Raw genomic sequence first — 15,053 nt, 5'->3', positions numbered from 1 at the left:
GCGTCAGGGCACCACTTCGCCGAGGCCGATGAGGTTGCCCTCGCTGTCGCGGAACCACGCCGCCCGCTCGCCGCTGCCCTTGCTCGGGTAGTTGCCCGCGATCTCCATGATCCCGTTCACGGCGCCCTCGTACTCTTCGAACACGACGCCGCGGGTCCGGAGGACCGCGACCGTCGCTTCGAGGTCGTCCACGTAGAAGGCCAGCTGCGTGAACGAACCGTCGGCCGCCCCGGCCGAGGCGTACAGGCAGAAGACACCCGACGCGCCCTCGTACCGCAGGCCGCCCTCCCGCTCTTCGACCGCCTCGAGCCCGAGCTTCTCGGCGTACCAGCGCCGGGCGCGGGCCAGGTCCTGGGTGGGGACGCGCGCTTCGATCCGGACGTTGCTCAGCATCACCTGATGGTAGGCGTCACGGCGATCGCCGACTCCTCCAACGACCCGAAATACAGCTTCCCCCGCCACTCGCGGACGCCCACCAGCATGTGGAAGCCGTCGATCTCGCCGCGCAGCTCGCGCTCCACCTTGCCGTCCGCCGCGACGCCCAGCACGCCGACTTCGCGGCCCGGGTTCGGCTGCAACGCCGTCGGCAGCCGCCGGATGCCCGCCCGCAGCGGTGCGGGCAGCTTCCTGACCACGTCCAAGGCCGCCACCTTCGGGGACGCCTGCGTGATCCAGATGAGCCCGTCGGAACCGGTCGCGATGTTGTCCGGGAAGCCCCACAGGCCGTCGACGAAGACGTCGGACCGGCCCTGCCGCGAGCCCCGCAGCCAGACCCGCGACACCCGGCACGCGCCCGTCTCCGCGACCGCCACGAACGACTCGTCGGGGGCCAGCGCGACGCCGTTCGCGAACTGAAGGCCGTCGAGGAGGAGGTCGATCGCGCCGTCCGGGGAGCGGCGCAGCAGGCGGCCGCCCGCCGTCTGCTCGATCAGGTTGTCGCGCCAGTGGTCGATGCCGAAGCGGCGCGAGGAGTCCGTGAAGTACACCGTGCCGTCCGCGGCGACGGCGGCGTTGTTGCAGAAGACGAAGTCCAGGCCCAGCGCCGACGTCGCCAGGACCGACGGCGTGCCGCCGGCCCGGCGCACCACCAGCAGGCCGGCCCGCGCGTCGCAGATCAGGAGCTCGTCGTCGCCGTACAGCTCCAGCCCGAGCGGGCGGCCACCCGTGTCGGCGATGACGTCGATGCGGCCGCCGTCGGGCGAAACGCGCAGGACGCGCCCGTCGTCGACGCCGGTGTAGATCCGGCCTTCGCCGTCGACCACGACGTCCTCGGGGCCGTGCCCGTTCACCGGGATGAGCTTGACCTCGCCGAACCGCATCGAGCGTCTCCTACCGATAGGTGAGCAACCGGGCCGCGTCCGCCTCGAAGTGCGGGTGTTCGTTGAACGACAACATCGTGACACCGCCGCGCCCGGACACCAGCTTGGTGATCCCGCCGTTGACCGTGACGCGGTTGAGCTTGAGCAACCCGGTTTCGGGGGCACCCATCAGGAGCCCGCAGACCGTGGCGATCACACCGCCGGAGGTGAACACGACCGCGTGCTCCCCCTTGCCCAGCGACGCCACGAGGTCCGCCAGTGCGTCGCGGCAGCGCGCGAGGAACGCCGGCCACGTCTCGGCGCACGGGCCGTCCTCGCCCGCCTCGGTCCAGGCGGTGAGCGCGGCGTCCAGCAGCCCCTGGTAGGCGCGGGAGTCCTCCTCCTGCGGTGCCCCACCGGCGTGGTGCAGCGCGATGTCGACGTGGTCGTACTCGTTCCAGCGCGGGTCCTCGACCACCGGGACGTCGCTGCCGAGCACCTTCAGCGCGGTGGCCGCGGTGTCCCGCTGCCGCGCCAGCGAGCCCGAGCGGACCTGGCTGAAGGAGACGTTGCGCCGCAGCAGTTCCGCACCGACCACAGTGGACTGCTCGAAGCCGCGCGGGGACAGCGCGTCGTAGTCGGAAGCGCCGAACGACGCCTGGCCGTGGCGGACCAGGTAAATGGCGCCCACTAGGCCCGTCCCTTCGCGATGATCTCGCGGCAGCGCCAGTCCAGGTACCCGACGAACTGCCAGAAGTCCTTGAACGCCGGGTTGCGCGTGCCGCCGTCGTGGTAGCGGCGGTACAGCTGCTGCAGCACCGCGGCCAGCCGGAACAGGCCGTAGACCTCGTAGAACCGCCAGTCGCCGACCGCGATCCCGGTCTTCTCGGCGTAGCGCGCGACGAACTCCTCGCGCGTGAACATGCCGGGCAGGTGCGTCGGCTGCCGCCGGCTCGCGTGCATGGCGTCGTCGTCGCCGGCCTGCACCCAGTAGGCGAGCATGCTGCCGAGCTCCATCAGCGGGTCGCCGAGGGTGGCCATCTCCCAGTCGAGGACGCCCACGATGTTGAGCGTCTCCGGGCCGTCGAGCACCAGGTTGTCGAGCCGGTAGTCGTTGTGGATGAGGCAGATCTTCACCTCGGCGGGCTGGTTCTCCGCCAGCCACGCGCGCACCTCGGCGAAGTCGCCGACGTTGTCCGTGCGCGCCGCGACGTACCGGTCCGACCAGCCGCGGATCTGCCGCTCGACGTAGCCCGCGCCCTTGCCGAGGTCGGCCAGCCCGGCCTTCCCGACGTCGACCGCGTGCAGGTCGACCAGCCGGTCGACGACCTTGCCGGACAGCTCACGGGCCTGCTCCGGCGTCAGAGTCATGCCCTCGGGCAGGTTGCCGCGCAGGATCAGGCCGTCGAGCTTCTCCATGACGTAGAAGTCGCCGCCGAGCACCGCCGGGTCGTCCCCGAAGGCCAGCATCCGCGGGACGTACGGGAACACCGGCTTCAGCGCGTGCTGCACGCGGTACTCGCGCCGCATGTCGTGCGCCGACGCGGCTTTGTGCCCGGCGGGCGGGCGGCGCAGGATCAGCTCGCGGCCCGGGTAGGTCAGCAGGTACGTCAGGTTCGACGCGCCGCCGGGGAACTGCCGGACGCGCGGTGGCTCGGCCCCGAGCCCCTCGACCCGCACGGCGAGCCATTCGTGCACCGCGGCGGCGTCGAAAGCGTCTTCGGCGCGGACTTCGACGGCGGTGCTCATGCGAACTTCCGCAGCACGGCGGCCGGGACCACGCGCATCGCGAGGCTCAGCGGCACCCACGGCCACGCCGGGACGTAGGCCCGCGCCGGCTCGGCCTCGATCGCCTTCACCAGCGCCCGCGCCCCGGTGTCGGCCTTGGCCAGCAACGGGTTCCGGCCGATCCGGTCGTTCATCTCCGACTCGATGTAGCCCGGCCGGACGTCGGTGACGGCGATGCCCCTGCGCTTCAGCTCGAGGCGGGTGCCGTCGACGAACGCCGAAATCCCGGCCTTCGAAGCGGCGTACGCGGTGAGGTTGCCCGGCAGGCCGCGAATGGCGCTGAACGACGAGATGACCGCCAGGTGCCCGGCGCCCTGCTCCCGGAAGATCCCGGCGGCGGCCTCGATCTGGGCGGCGGCCGCGACGAAGTTGACCTCGAGGGTCTGGCGGTTGGCGTCGAACCGGCCCTTGCCGATCGGCTGCCCCTTCCCGAGCCCGGCGTTCACAATCACCCGGTCGAGGGACCCGAGCTCGGCGCGGAACTCCGCGAAGACGGCGAACACGCGGTCGTGGTCGGTGACGTCGAGGGTGCGGGTGACGACCTTGATCCCGGGGTGCGCCTCTTCGAGCTCCTTGGCGAGGTTCTCGAGGCGTTCCGTGCGCCGCGCGCACAGCGCGAGGTTGCGCCCCTTCGCCGCGAACTGCCGGGCCATGCCCTCGCCCAACCCGCTGCTGGCGCCGGTGATCAGGATGTTCTTCCGGAGCGTCATGACCGGGATATTACCCGTAAGTAATAAAACCGGTGGCCCGGCGCTGGGGGCGTCGCCGGGCCACCGGTCATCGCGCGGCCACCCCGGCCGGTCGCACAACGCGGCCGGGTGAGCCGGAGCCGTTTGTCCAACGGCTGTCCACCTGCGCCCGGGTGGGCCGTGAGGGGGAGGCGGAGCCACCGGCGCAGGCAAGTCATACAAGCGCGTCCGCCCAGGCCGGGGCAATGGTTCACAGTTGCCAGTACTAGCCCGTTCGCCCGAGTGACCCGGCCCGGCGAGCCCGGGGCGGACGGGCGGGGGCGGCACCGGGAATCCTGCTAACGTGCTCCGTGTCGGGGATCGTCGGGGGACGGCACGGGGCGGGTCGGATTTCAGCAATGGCGGGCAGCACGGCGGGTGACGGCCAGGACGGCGGGCGCACCGCGTTCGCCACGCAGCTGCGCGCGGCCATCGCCACCAGCGGGCTGTCGCTCGACCGGATCCAGGCGCGGCTGCGGGCCCGCGGCGTCGTCGTCAGCGTCACCGCACTCAGTTATTGGCAGTCCGGCAAGCGCCAGCCGGAGCGGCAGAGCTCGCTCTCGGCGGTCCGCACGCTCGAAGAGATCCTCGACGTCCCCGCCGGGGCCCTGCTCGGGCTGCTGCCCCCACCCCGGCCCCGCGGCGGCGCCGGACGGCGCCAGGCGGGCGCCGAGCCGATGTCGTTCCCGCGCGAGGTGCTGCAGCCGCTGCTGGACAAGGTCGGCGCGCCGCACGCGCTCGACCGCCAGCAGCCGCTCAAGATGGTCGGGCTGCACGACCTGTGCGAGATCGCCGAGGACGGCGGCCAGCGCGCGGTGACGGCCCGCGCGGTGTTCCAGGCGGCCGCGGACGGCCAGGACCGCTGGCTGCTGGTCTACACGCAGGACGACCCGGCGGCCGGCGTCCCCGAGCTGCACACGGTGCGCAACTGCCGGGTCGGGCGCGCGGAGATCGACGAGGCGCACGGCCTCATCGTCGCCGAACTGCTCTTCGACCAGCCGATCGACCGCGGCGAGACGCACTTGATCGAGTACACGCTGACCAACGGCGGCCCGCCGTACCCGGAGTGCCGCAACACGCACTACCGCGAGTTCCGCCGCCCGGTGCGCGAGTACCTCCTGGAGGTCCGCTTCGCCCCGGGCACGGCCCCGGACCGCTGCTGGCAGTACTCCCGCCACGGAACAACGGGCACCCTGGCCCGGCGCCCGCTGAAGCTCGACGGAGCGGACGGAGTGCACGCGGTGGCCCTCGACTTCGGCCCGGGCGTCTTCGGCATCGACTGGGATTGAGGCTGGTTCGGCTCACCCAGCCTTCCCCTCAGGAGAGCTTGGTGCGCAGCACCTTCCCGGTCGCGTTGCGCGGCAGTTCCTCGAGGAACTCGACGTCCCGCGGCACCTTGTACCGCGCCAGGTTCGCCTTCACGTAGTCCCGGACCTCGTCGGCGTCCAGGGAAGCGCCCTCCGCCCGGACCACGAACGCCTTGAGCCGCTGGCCGAATTCGGGGTCCTCGACGCCGATCACCGCCGCCTCGATCACGTCTTCGCGCTCGACCAGGAGGTTCTCCACCTCGATCGGGAAGACGTTCTCGCCGCCGGAGACGATCATTTCGTCGTCGCGGCCGTCGATGAAGAGCAGGCCGTCCTCGTCGAAGTGGCCGACGTCGCCGCTCGAGAGGAGGCCGTCGATGATCTCCTTGTGGCGGCCGTCGGTGTAGCCGCCGAAGCTCAGGCCGCTGCCCACGAACACCCGGCCCGTCACGTTCGGCTCGGTGATCTTCCGGCCGTTCTGGTCGTACAGCGCCACCTTGCAGCCGACCGGCGCGCGGCCGACCGTGCCCGGCGCCTTCGCCCAGTCCTCCGGTGTCGCGACCGTCGCCACCGCGACCTCGGTCGAGCCGTAGAGGTTGTGCACCACCGGGCCGAACGCCTCGTTCGCGCGGTTGCCGAGGTCCGGCGACAGCGCCGAGCCGGCGACGAAGATGATCCGCAGCGACGACGTGTCGTACTTCTCGCGGATCTCCTTCGGCAGGTCGACGATGCGCTGCAGCATCGTCGGCACCAGCACGAGCGCCGTGCACCGGTGCTCGGCGACGCCGCGCAGCGCCTCCTCGGGGCCGAACTTGCGCCGCATCACGACCTTCGAGCCGAGCGCGAAGGACAGGATGAACTGCGACAGGCCGGTGCCGTGGAACAGCGGCGCGCCCATGTACGTGGCTTCGTTGGACCGCAACGGGATCCGGTCGAGGAACTGCGCCGACGCCAGCGCCGAGGTGTGCGGCCGCGGCGCGCCCTTCGGCGTGCCGGTCGTGCCGCTGGTCAGCAGCACGAAACCCCCCGGCTTGGCCGGCGCGGGCCACGGCCGGTCGTCGGTGCTCGCGATGATCTCGTCGAGCACCGGGACGGTCCGGTCGGTCAGGTCGGTGCCCGGGTCGACCCACGCGAGGTACCGGTCGACGCCGTCCGGGATGGCGTCGAGCAGGCCGCTGAACTCCTGGTCGTACACCAGCGCGGTGACGCCCTCGCGCTTGGCGACGTCGGCCAGCTGCGGCTTCGCGAACCCGGTGTTCATGAGCAGCAGGCGGACGCCGAGCTTGCCCGACGCGGCCATCGTGATCACCAGGCCGCGGTGGTCGCGGCACAGCGCGGCGACGACCTGGCCGGGCTCGATGCCGCGCTCCGACCACGCCCTGGCCAGCGCGTTCGACTGGTCGTCCAGCTGCTTGTAGGTGAGCGGCCCGAGCTCGTCGACGATGCCGACGGCGGTCGGGTCGCGGCGCGCGGAGATGTGGTTCGCGCCGGCGAACGGGCCGAACTTCCGCAGCGCGACCAGTGAGCGGACGCCCTCGTCGAGCCGCGGGAAGGGAACGAGGCCCGCTCGACGCATCACGTCGACGCTGCGCGCCGTCTCGGCCACCTTGTCCGCCACCTGCGTTGCGAGCGCGACCAAGCTCATCCGGGCACCTCCGTTGCTGCGGGAAGAGAGCCCATGCCGACGGCGGGCGTACCGGCGGTATGGGAGCTACTGGACAGTAAACCAAGCGGGCCGCGAGCGCACCAGCCGTGCGTGTGCCGAAACTGTCGGTGGTGGTCGGCACAATGTCTTCGTGCAGGTGATCGCGGGGCAGGAAGAGGACGGGAGCTTCACCGTGCACACGCCGTCCTCGACCGTCGAGGGCCTGGACGAGGCGGATTTCGCGGCGTTGGCCCGTGAGCTGGAGGGCTCGCTGGCGCCGCGCTGGGTGTTCCCGTCGGTGGAGCTGCTGTACCCGGTGCTGGTGGCGGCCGGCCTGCGGGTACACCGGTGCTACGACGTCGCGCTGGCGGAGGGGCTGCTGCTGGCGTACGAGGGCGCGGAGGACCAGTCGCGGAGCCTGCGCGCGGCCTGGGCCAGGGCGAACGGCGAGGAACCACCGCCGGATTCGGCGGCCGTCGAGCTGGCGCAGCCGACGCTGTTCGAGACCCGCGTGCCGACGCTGCCCGACGGCGTGACGGTCGTCACGGCGGTCCGGCGCGTGCTCGCGGAGCAGGAGCGGCGCGTGGCCGCGGCCGAGCACCCGGACCGGCTGCGGCTGCTGCTGGCCGCGGAGTCGGCGAGCGCGCTGGCCGCGGTGGAGATGTCGGCCGACGGCCTGCCGTGGCGGGCCGACCTGCACGAGGAACTGCTGATTTCCCGCCTCGGCCCGCGCGTGTCCGCCGGCCGGCGGCCGAAGGTGCTGGTCGAGCTGGCCGCGAAGATCACCGAGGCGTTCGGCGGGCGGCCGGTCAACCCGGACTCGCCGCCGAGCGTGGTCCGGGCGCTGGCCCGCGCCGGGATCGAGGTGCCGGCGGCGCGGAAGTACCTGCTCAAGGGGATCGACCACCCCGCGGTCGGGCCGCTGCTCGAGTACAAGGAGCTGTCACGGCTGCACGCCGCGAACGGCTGGGCGTGGCTCGACGAGTGGGTCCACGACGGCCGGTTCCGCCCGCACTACGTCGTCGGCGGGGTGGTGTCCGGGCGGTGGGCCAGCCGCGGCGGCGGGGCGCTGCAGATCCCGAAGGTGCTGCGGACCTGCGTCCGGGCGGATCCCGGCTGGAAGCTGGTGGTGGCCGACGCGGCCCAGCTGGAACCGCGGGTTCTCACGGCGCTGTCAGGCGACCGGCGCCTGGCCGACGTCGCGGCGGCGACGGACCTGTACGCGCGGCTCGGCGAGGCCCTGTTCTCGGGCGCCCGCTGGGTCCCGGCGCGGGACGACGACCGCGACGACCGCGCGCGGGCGAAGATCGCGATGCTCTCGGCGATGTACGGCGGCACGTCCGGCGAGGCGGGGCCGTTGCTGGGGCTGCTGCGGCAGCGGTTCCCGGACGCGGTGTCCTATGTGGAACACGCGGCACAGGCGGGCGAGCGCGGCGAGCGGGTCCGGTCGCGGCTCGGCCGGACGTCACCGGCGCCGTCGGCGGCTTGGCGCGCCCTGACCGGCGGGCTGGCTTCGGACGAAGCGGCGGAGCTGAAGGCGCGCCGGGCTTCCCGCGGCTGGGGCCGGTTCACGCGCAACTTCGTGGTCCAGGCGAGCGCGGCCGACATGACGGCGGTGATGCTGGCGACGCTGCGCCGCCGCCTGCCGTCCCCGGCGCACCTGGTCTTCTTCCAGCACGACGAAGTGATCGTCCACGCGCCCGCCGCCCTGGCCGACGAGGTCTCGACGTCCATTGTGGACAGCGTGACGGAGGCGGCCAGAATGCTGTTCGGCCCGGCCTGCCCGGTGCGGTTCCCGATGCAGGTCGCCGTGGTGGACACCTACGCCGACGCGAAGTAACTTCGCTACCGTTCTGATCAGTGACCACATGGGCGATCGCCGGAGCACCCCTTCGGCGCAATCGGGTCGCTGCCTGTGAGCCGAATCGCCGGTCGAATGGAACAAAGTCAACCGACCAGCGCTTTCGCGCACCGAAGGGTGCTGACTAGGTTCGGCTCATATGGCGAAGAAATCGACCAGAAAGCTGCTGGGGAGCCTGTGGGGATACCTGCTCCTGGCCGCGGTGCTCTGGCTGTGGTTCCTACCATCGGTCGGTCCCGGCGTGATCGCCATCCTGTCGGCGCTGGTGGTGCTCTACACCTTGTTCCAGGCACCGATGTGGTGCTGCGCCGAGACCCGCAACCGCGAACTGTGCCGCAACAACGCGTACGGAATTCTGCTCGGCTGTCATCTGCGACAACATAAATGGCAGAAGGTCAAGATGGTCATCCGGCAGCAGTACTGGGGGAAGCTGGTGCGCCGGGTTTTCAGCAGTGTCGGCGGGCAAGCCGCGACTTTCTCCGCCTTTGCCGGGATGGTCTCCGCGTGTGCGGCAACCGTGACCCTGATCGCCAAATGAGACCGTCGAAGGCCCGAGCCGGCCTGACTCGGCGTAGTCCGCTACGCCGACGCGAAGTGAGCCGTGCCGGTCCCGCCGGGGGCCGGCACGGCTCGTCCGGCTACGGGAACATCGGGAGGCTCTGCGTTCCGACGTCCTGGTTCGGCAGCGTTCGGCCCGGGTTGCCGCGGAAGTCGGTCCAGCACGGGTGCACCCGGAAGTCCGCGCCGACCGCCGCCGCGGTGTAGTCGCCGATGAACACTCCCTGCAGCTCCTTGCCGGTCACCGCGCCCGTCGAGACGAACTGGACCTGCGGGTTCGCCGTCTGCGTCGTGATCCGGCGCAGGGGTGACATGCGGTCGCCCCAGCCCGTCGCGTACGCGTAGTCGAGGCCGATGCCGTGCGGGTCGTAGGCGCGCGTGTAGAACGTCACCGCGACCCGCCCGGCCAGCGCCGCGACCGCCGGGAACACCTCGTCGGCGCCCGTGCCGATCTTCACCGGCTTGGACCAGCCGTGCCGGCCGTCGGAGCCGCTCAGGAACGCGTCGCCGTTCGTCCGCACCGACTCGCCGTCGCGGTAGACGCCGTTGCGGTCGTCGGCCCAGGTCACCCACAGGTGGTCGGTCACCCGGTCGTAGGTCAGCTGCGGGAAGCTGTTGACGCGGAAGTTCTCGCCGGTCAGCGCGTTGTTGGCGACGTCTTCGTCGACCGGGAAGTCGAAGTCGAGCGCCACCTCGGTGTGCCGGAAGGTGCGGCCGCCGTCGCGCGAGGTCGCCACGACGACGGCGTCGTGGTCGGCCGGCTGGTCGCACGCGGCCGTCGCGCACACCGACGTCTCGTAGGCGACCTGGAGCGTCCCGTCGCGGGTGACCACCGGGTTCGAGCCGCTGCCGTACGGCGTGATCCCGCCGTGGAAACCGGACAGCGACGGCGAAACCCGGCGCATCGGCGACCACGTCCGGCCGAAGTCGCCCGACTTCGACAGCACGATCGGCGACTCGGTGAACGCGCCGTCGGCGTCGTAGGTGAACTGCGTCCAGGTCACGTAGACGTCGCCGGAGACCGGGTCGGCGGCGATCCACTCCTTGTCGTTGAAGATGTTCGTGGGCGTAGGCGTGCCCGCCGGCGTGACGCCGTCGAGGTGCAGGATCGCCGGGTCGCCGAAGCTGCGCCCGCCGTCGTGGGACACCGAGACGGCGATGCCGCTGGCGAGCTGCTGGTCTTCCGGCACCTCCGCCCGGCTGAACACGAGAGTCGCGTAGTAGACGGTGTTGTGCGGCCCGAACGCGATGGCCGGGTCACCCGCGGCGTCCATGTAGGACAGCGGTGCCGCCGCTCCGGTCGGGAAGTCGAGGTGCGGCAGCTGGACGTTCGCCCAGGTCCGCCCGCCGTCGAACGAGGTGTAGGCGAAGCCGCCGGAGTCGTTGCGGGCCTCGCGCGTGTTGTACAGCCGGTAGTCGTTCGCCCCGGCGACGATGTTGCGCGGGTTCTCCGGGTTGACGGCGATGGTCGTCTCGTTCTGGGCGGTGCTGCAGCCGGTCTGGCTGCCGGTCGGCACGATGGTGTCACCGTCGATGACGTCGGTGTTCGGCGCGAGCGGCCGGTAGGGGTTCGGGTGGCCGAGGTAGGTCTGGCACAGCGCGGACAGCGCGGGATCGTCGCCGTCCTCCTCTTCCTCCTCGGCGAACCGCTCCTTGAGCAGCGGATTCGGCACATCGTGCCGCGGCCCCTCCGCGGCCGCGGCGATCTTGTGCTTGCCGTGCGCGGGATCCACGGGCAGCGGCGCACCCCCGGCGGCCGCGTGGGCGGCCGGCGCGAGCACGACGGCGAGTGGCAAGAAGAGCGCGGTGCAGGCGGCGACGATTCTCCGTCTGGCGGACGAAACACCCAAGGACATCGGAAAGTCCTTTCCCAGGAAGGTCTCCAGCCGACCCAGGCTTGACCCGCGAAAGGACGCGGTCAACCGACGGAAGTGGGGAGCCGGACATTCCCGGCGTCACGCCAGTGCGTCGTCCAGGGCCTTCGTGATCCGCTTCAGCGACACCGGGTGCGCCGTCCCCAGCGTCTGGGCGAAGAACGAAACCCGCAGTTCCTCGATCATCCACCGCACCTCGCGCAACGCCGGTGACGACGTCCCCGGCGGCAGCGAAGCCAGCGCGTCGGCGTACTCGCCGGTGATCCACGCGATGTCCGCCGTCCGCTGCAGGTCGCGCGTCGGCTCCGTGGGCAGCTTCTCCAGGCGGCGGGAAATCCCCTGCAGGTAGCGCACCACGTGCCGAAGGCGGGAAGCGCCGGTCGCCGTCACGAAGCCCGGGTACACCAGGCCGGAAAGCTGGGCGCGGATGTCCGCCAGGGACTCCGCCGGGCCTCGGGACGACGGCAGCTGCACCTCGACGTCGTTCGCCGCGCGGAGGATCTTCTCCACCTCCGTCAGCACGTCCAGCACCGCCGGGTGCAGGCCCGCGCGGACCTTCTCCAGCAGCACCTTGAAGCTCGTTTCGTCCCAGGCCGGGCCGCCGCCGGCCGTCATCAGGGCGTCCACCGCGCAGTCGACGCAGTCCTCGAGCAACGCCGCCACGCTGCCGTGCGGGTTGCGGTTCAGCACCAGCTTCGACGAGTTCGACAGCGACCTCGTGATGAACTTCATCGGCGAGTTCAGGTTCAGCCGCAGCATCCGCCGCGTGCCCGCCCACATCGCGTGGTCCTGCTCCGCCGGGGTGTCCAGCAGCCGCACCGCGACCGTCGCCCCTTCGTCGACCAGCGCCGGGTACGCCTTGACGTCGTGCCCGCGCTGGCGGGAGGAGAACACCTGCGGCAGCGAGCCGAACGAGGGTTTCGTCAGCCCGGCCTTCTCGAGGGTGTTGGCCGCCTTCGAGATCGTCTCGCGCACCTTCGGCGCGAGGCGGCGCTGCAGCTCGGCGATGTCCTTGCCCTCGGCCACGCGCCGCCCGCGCTCGTCGACCACCCGGAACGTCATCTTCAGGTGCTCCGGCAGCGACGCGACGTCCCAGTCCGCGTAGGGCACCGTGATCCCGCGCAACGCACGCAGCTCGCGGCCCAGCACCTCCAGCAGCGGACCGTCCGAAGGGGACACTCGCGTAAGGACGTAGGCCGCGGTGTCCGGCGCCGGGACGAAGTTGCGCCGCAGCGCCTTCGGCAGCGACTTGATCAGCTGCGTCACCAGCTCCTGGCGCAGCCCCGGTACCTGCCAGTCGAACCCGTCGGGCGTCACCTGGTTCAGCACCGGCAGCGGGACGTGCACGGTGACGCCGTCGGCGTCCGCGCCCGGCTCGAACTGGTAGGTCAGCTTGAAGACCTGCGTGCCCTGCGTCCACGAGTCCGGGTAGTCCGATTCACGGACCCCGCCCGCGGTCTCGTTGATGAGCATGGACTTTTCGAACGACAGCAGGTCCGGATCTTCGCGCTGCGCCTTCTTCCACCAGCTGTCGAAGTGCCGCACGGAGACGACGTCCGCCGGGACCCGCTCGTCGTAGAACTCGTACAGCGTCTGGTCGTCGACGAGGATGTCCCGCCGCCGCGCGCGGTTTTCGAGGTCTTCGACCTCTTCCAGCAGCGCCCGGTTCTCGGCGAAGAACTTGTGCCGCGTCTGCCAGTCCCCCTCGACCAGCGCGTGCCGGATGAACAGCGCGCGCGACATCTCCGGGTCGATCCGGCCGTAGTTGACGCGGCGGTCGGCGATCAGCGGGACGCCGTACAGCGTCACCTTCTCGGTCGCCATCACCGCGCCCTGCTTGCGTTCCCAGTGCGGCTCGGAGTAATTGCGCTTGACGACGTGCTGCGCCAGCGGCTCGACCCACTCGGGTTCGATGCGCGCGTTGACCCGCGCCCACAGCCGCGACGTCTCGACCAGCTCGGCCGACATCACCCAGCGCGGCTGCTTCTTGAACAGCGCCGACCCGGGGAAGACGCCGAACCGGGCCCCGCGTGCGCCCAGGTAGTCGCCCTTCGCCGGGTCCTTGAGCCCGATGTGCGAGAGCAGCCCGGCGATCAGGGACGTGTGCACCCGCTGCGGGTCCGCCGGCGTGGTGTTCAACGAGATGCCCAGCGGTTTCGCCAGCTGACGCAGCTGGCTGAAGATGTCCTGCCACTCGCGCAACCGCAGGTAGTTCAGGTACTCCGTGCGGCACATGCGCCGGAACTGGTTGCCCGACAACGTCTTCTGCTGCTCGGCGACGTACTCCCACAGGTTCAGGTACGCCAGGAAGTCCGACGTCGGGTCCGCGAACCGCGCGTGCTGCGCGTCGGCGGCCTGCTGCTTCTCCGCCGGCCGTTCGCGCGGGTCCTGGATCGACAGTGCCGCCGCGATGATCATGACCTCGCGGACGCAGCCGTTCTTCGCGGCCTCCAGGACCATCCGGCCCATCCGCGGGTCGACCGGCAGCTGCGCGAGCTTGCGGCCGACGTCGGTCAGCCGCCGGTCGGCCGGGTTCACGCTGTCGAACGCGCCGAGCTCCTGCAGCAGGCCGACGCCGTCGGCGACCTGGCGGCGGTCCGGCGGCTCGACGAACGGGAACGCCGCCATGTCGCCGAGGCCCAGCGACGTCATCTGCAGGATGACCGACGCCAGGTTGGTCCGCAGGATCTCCGGGTCGGTGAACTCCGGCCGGCTCTCGAAGTCCTCTTCGGAGTAGAGCCGGATGCAGATGCCGTCGGAGGTCCGGCCGCAGCGGCCCTTGCGCTGGTTCGCCGACGCCTGCGACACCGGTTCGATCGGCAGCCGCTGCACCTTGGTGCGGTGGCTGTAGCGGGAGATCCGCGCCGTGCCCGGGTCGACGACGTACTTGATGCCCGGAACGGTCAGCGACGTCTCGGCGACGTTCGTCGCGAGCACCACCCGGCGCCCGGTGTGCGACTGGAAGACGCGCTGCTGGTCGGCCGCCGACAGCCGCGCGTACAGCGGGAGGACCTCGGTGTTGCGCAGGTCCGCCCGGTTGAGGACGTCCGCGGTGTCGCGGATCTCGCGCTCGCCGGAGAGGAACACCAGGATGTCGCCGGGGCCCTCGGCGCACAGCTCCTCGACGGCGTCGAGGATGCCCTGGGTCTGGTCGCGTTCGTCAGCGTCCCCGGAGCCCTCGGGGTCGTCGGGGTCGACCAGCGGCCGGTAGCGCACCTCGACCGGGTACGTCCGGCCGGAGACCTCGACGATCGGCGCGTCGTCGAAGTGCTTCGAGAACCGCTCCGGGTCGATCGTCGCCGAGGTGATGATCACCTTCAGGTCGGGGCGGCGCGGCAGCAGCTGCTTGAGGTAGCCGAGGATGAAGTCGATGTTGAGGCTGCGCTCGTGGGCCTCGTCGATGATCAGCGTGTCGTACTGGCGCAGCGACCGGTCGGTCTGGATCTCGGCCAGCAGGATGCCGTCGGTCATCAGCTTGACCAGCGTGTCCTGGCCCGACTGGTCGGTGAACCGCACCTTGTAGCCGACGGCGTCGCCGAGCTCGGTCTTCAGCTCGCTCGCGATCCGGTCGGCGACCGTGCGGGCGGCCAGCCGGCGCGGCTGCGTGTGCCCGATCTGGCCGCGGATGCCCCGGCCGAGCTCGAGGCAGATCTTCGGCAGCTGGGTGGTCTTGCCCGAGCCGGTCTCCCCCGCGACGATGACGACCTGGTGCCGCTCGATGGCCGCCCCGATCTCGTCCTTGAGCTTGCTGACCGGCAGCTCGGCGGGGTATTCGATCTTCGGCACGCTCTCGCGGCGCGACTGCACGCGCAGCTCGGCGGCGTCGACGTCGGCGGCGATCCGCGCGAGGACGGCGTCACGGTCGCGCGCTTTGCGGGCGCCCTCGAGCCGCCGGCGCAGCCGCTGCTCGTCGCGCGGCATCAGCTCGGGCAGGCGCGCACGCAGCGCTTCGAAAGGGGGTGGCGTGGACATACTCGGGCCAAGGATAGCCGTG

11 protein-coding genes are annotated in these 15,053 nt (G+C 71.4%); 3 read left to right on the top strand and 8 right to left on the bottom strand.

The window, feature by feature from the left end; translation table 11 throughout:
• Window positions 1-3: 3 nt before the first annotated feature.
• From ACH54P_RS41465 to ACH54P_RS41445, 5 genes are read right to left on the bottom strand one after another with little or no spacing between them, the layout of a single operon-like run.
• The gene (locus ACH54P_RS41465; RefSeq protein WP_489908766.1) at window positions 4-393 is read right to left on the bottom strand and encodes a VOC family protein; all 390 of its coding nucleotides are present in this window, start codon (window positions 391-393) and stop codon (window positions 4-6) included.
• Window positions 393-1,319 carry an SMP-30/gluconolactonase/LRE family protein gene (locus ACH54P_RS41460; protein ID WP_489908765.1) on the bottom strand — a complete coding sequence of 309 codons (927 nt, stop codon included), beginning with the start codon at window positions 1,317-1,319 and terminating at the stop codon, window positions 393-395. The genes ACH54P_RS41465 and ACH54P_RS41460 overlap by 1 nt, the downstream gene beginning before the upstream one ends.
• 10 nt (window positions 1,320-1,329) lie before the next feature.
• Window positions 1,330-1,989 carry a histidine phosphatase family protein gene (locus tag ACH54P_RS41455; RefSeq protein WP_489908764.1) on the bottom strand — a complete coding sequence of 220 codons (660 nt, stop codon included), beginning with the start codon at window positions 1,987-1,989 and terminating at the stop codon, window positions 1,330-1,332.
• A complete protein-coding gene (locus tag ACH54P_RS41450; protein WP_489908763.1) occupies window positions 1,989-3,047 on the bottom strand; it encodes a phosphotransferase family protein in 1,059 nt (352 codons plus the stop codon). The genes ACH54P_RS41455 and ACH54P_RS41450 overlap by 1 nt, the downstream gene beginning before the upstream one ends.
• Window positions 3,044-3,796 carry an SDR family oxidoreductase gene (locus ACH54P_RS41445; protein ID WP_489908762.1) on the bottom strand — a complete coding sequence of 251 codons (753 nt, stop codon included), beginning with the start codon at window positions 3,794-3,796 and terminating at the stop codon, window positions 3,044-3,046. The genes ACH54P_RS41450 and ACH54P_RS41445 overlap by 4 nt, the downstream gene beginning before the upstream one ends.
• Before the next feature lie 377 nt (window positions 3,797-4,173).
• On the opposite strand from ACH54P_RS41445, the gene ACH54P_RS41440 reads away from it, so the two are divergent.
• Complete coding sequence (locus ACH54P_RS41440; RefSeq protein WP_489908761.1) at window positions 4,174-5,103, top strand: hypothetical protein; 930 nt, start codon at window positions 4,174-4,176, stop codon at window positions 5,101-5,103.
• 28 nt (window positions 5,104-5,131) lie between these two features.
• On the opposite strand, the gene ACH54P_RS41435 is transcribed toward ACH54P_RS41440, so the two are convergent.
• Entirely contained in the window at window positions 5,132-6,766 is a 1,635-nt protein-coding gene (locus tag ACH54P_RS41435; RefSeq protein ID WP_489908760.1) for an acyl-CoA synthetase, read from the bottom strand.
• Between the two features lie 151 nt (window positions 6,767-6,917).
• Between ACH54P_RS41435 and ACH54P_RS41430 the strand changes: the two genes are divergently transcribed.
• Entirely contained in the window at window positions 6,918-8,606 is a 1,689-nt protein-coding gene (locus ACH54P_RS41430) for a bifunctional 3'-5' exonuclease/DNA polymerase (RefSeq protein ID WP_489908759.1), read from the top strand.
• 160 nt (window positions 8,607-8,766) lie between these two features.
• Window positions 8,767-9,165 carry a hypothetical protein gene (locus ACH54P_RS41425; protein WP_489908758.1) on the top strand — a complete coding sequence of 133 codons (399 nt, stop codon included), beginning with the start codon at window positions 8,767-8,769 and terminating at the stop codon, window positions 9,163-9,165.
• A gap of 100 nt (window positions 9,166-9,265) precedes the next feature.
• Here the strand turns inward: ACH54P_RS41425 and ACH54P_RS41420 are convergent, their stop codons facing one another.
• Together ACH54P_RS41420 and hrpA are read right to left on the bottom strand one after the other, a co-directional pair.
• The gene (locus ACH54P_RS41420) at window positions 9,266-11,041 is read right to left on the bottom strand and encodes a sialidase family protein (protein ID WP_489908757.1); all 1,776 of its coding nucleotides are present in this window, start codon (window positions 11,039-11,041) and stop codon (window positions 9,266-9,268) included.
• 99 nt (window positions 11,042-11,140) lie between these two features.
• A complete protein-coding gene (gene hrpA, locus ACH54P_RS41415; protein ID WP_489908756.1) occupies window positions 11,141-15,031 on the bottom strand; it encodes an ATP-dependent RNA helicase HrpA in 3,891 nt (1,296 codons plus the stop codon).
• Between the last annotated feature and the right edge of the window lie 22 nt (window positions 15,032-15,053).

Source organism: Amycolatopsis sp. N2S4-7, assembly GCF_058119595.1.
The sequence above is the reverse complement of the archived record's forward strand: the minus strand, read 5'-3'. Positions and strand labels throughout refer to the sequence as shown.

What these genes read in the sequence shown, in the direction of transcription:
- ACH54P_RS41465 (WP_489908766.1), bottom strand. Translation starts at nt 393, where the DNA reads ATGCTGAGCAACGTCCGGATCGAAGCGCGCGTCCCCACCCAGGACCTG.
- ACH54P_RS41460 (WP_489908765.1), bottom strand. Translation starts at nt 1,319, where the DNA reads ATGCGGTTCGGCGAGGTCAAGCTCATCCCGGTGAACGGGCACGGCCCC.
- ACH54P_RS41450 (WP_489908763.1), bottom strand. Translation starts at nt 3,047, where the DNA reads ATGAGCACCGCCGTCGAAGTCCGCGCCGAAGACGCTTTCGACGCCGCC.
- ACH54P_RS41445 (WP_489908762.1), bottom strand. Translation starts at nt 3,796, where the DNA reads ATGACGCTCCGGAAGAACATCCTGATCACCGGCGCCAGCAGCGGGTTG.
- ACH54P_RS41440 (WP_489908761.1), top strand. Translation starts at nt 4,174, where the DNA reads ATGGCGGGCAGCACGGCGGGTGACGGCCAGGACGGCGGGCGCACCGCG.
- ACH54P_RS41435 (WP_489908760.1), bottom strand. Translation starts at nt 6,766, where the DNA reads ATGAGCTTGGTCGCGCTCGCAACGCAGGTGGCGGACAAGGTGGCCGAG.
- ACH54P_RS41425 (WP_489908758.1), top strand. Translation starts at nt 8,767, where the DNA reads ATGGCGAAGAAATCGACCAGAAAGCTGCTGGGGAGCCTGTGGGGATAC.
- ACH54P_RS41420 (WP_489908757.1), bottom strand. Translation starts at nt 11,041, where the DNA reads ATGTCCTTGGGTGTTTCGTCCGCCAGACGGAGAATCGTCGCCGCCTGC.
- hrpA (WP_489908756.1), bottom strand. Translation starts at nt 15,031, where the DNA reads ATGTCCACGCCACCCCCTTTCGAAGCGCTGCGTGCGCGCCTGCCCGAG.